We start from the raw sequence: 267 nt of genomic DNA on the forward strand, positions 1-267 counted from the left end.
GGAAGATACCGCAAATGCAGAATATCCTACAAAGCAGAATAACCGTAAAAACGGATTCAGGTTTTTCAGGGAGGCCAGCAATGGCGGGGCTACCCAACGCTCCCTGCTTAACTTCTGCGCCATTTATATAAACCCTGGCCTCATCGATGCCAATGGCAAAGGCAAAATGTACCCAATTGCCCGTTGTTGGATTTACATCCGCCGCTGCACCACCGTCAATCCAAGTGTCGGCGGTTCCATTGCCCACATTTAACTTGTAGCGTTGGG

1 protein-coding gene is annotated in these 267 nt (G+C 49.8%); it reads right to left on the reverse strand.

The window, feature by feature from the left end:
• A partial coding sequence (locus tag ACS2QP_RS27850; RefSeq protein ID WP_438883081.1) for a hypothetical protein occupies positions 1-247 on the reverse strand: 247 nt, incomplete at its 3' end.
• Between the last annotated feature and the right edge of the window lie 20 nt (positions 248-267).

Source organism: Bacillus cereus group sp. Bce019, from assembly GCF_051781745.1.
Taxonomy (GTDB): domain Bacteria; phylum Bacillota; class Bacilli; order Bacillales; family Bacillaceae_G; genus Bacillus_A; species Bacillus_A cereus.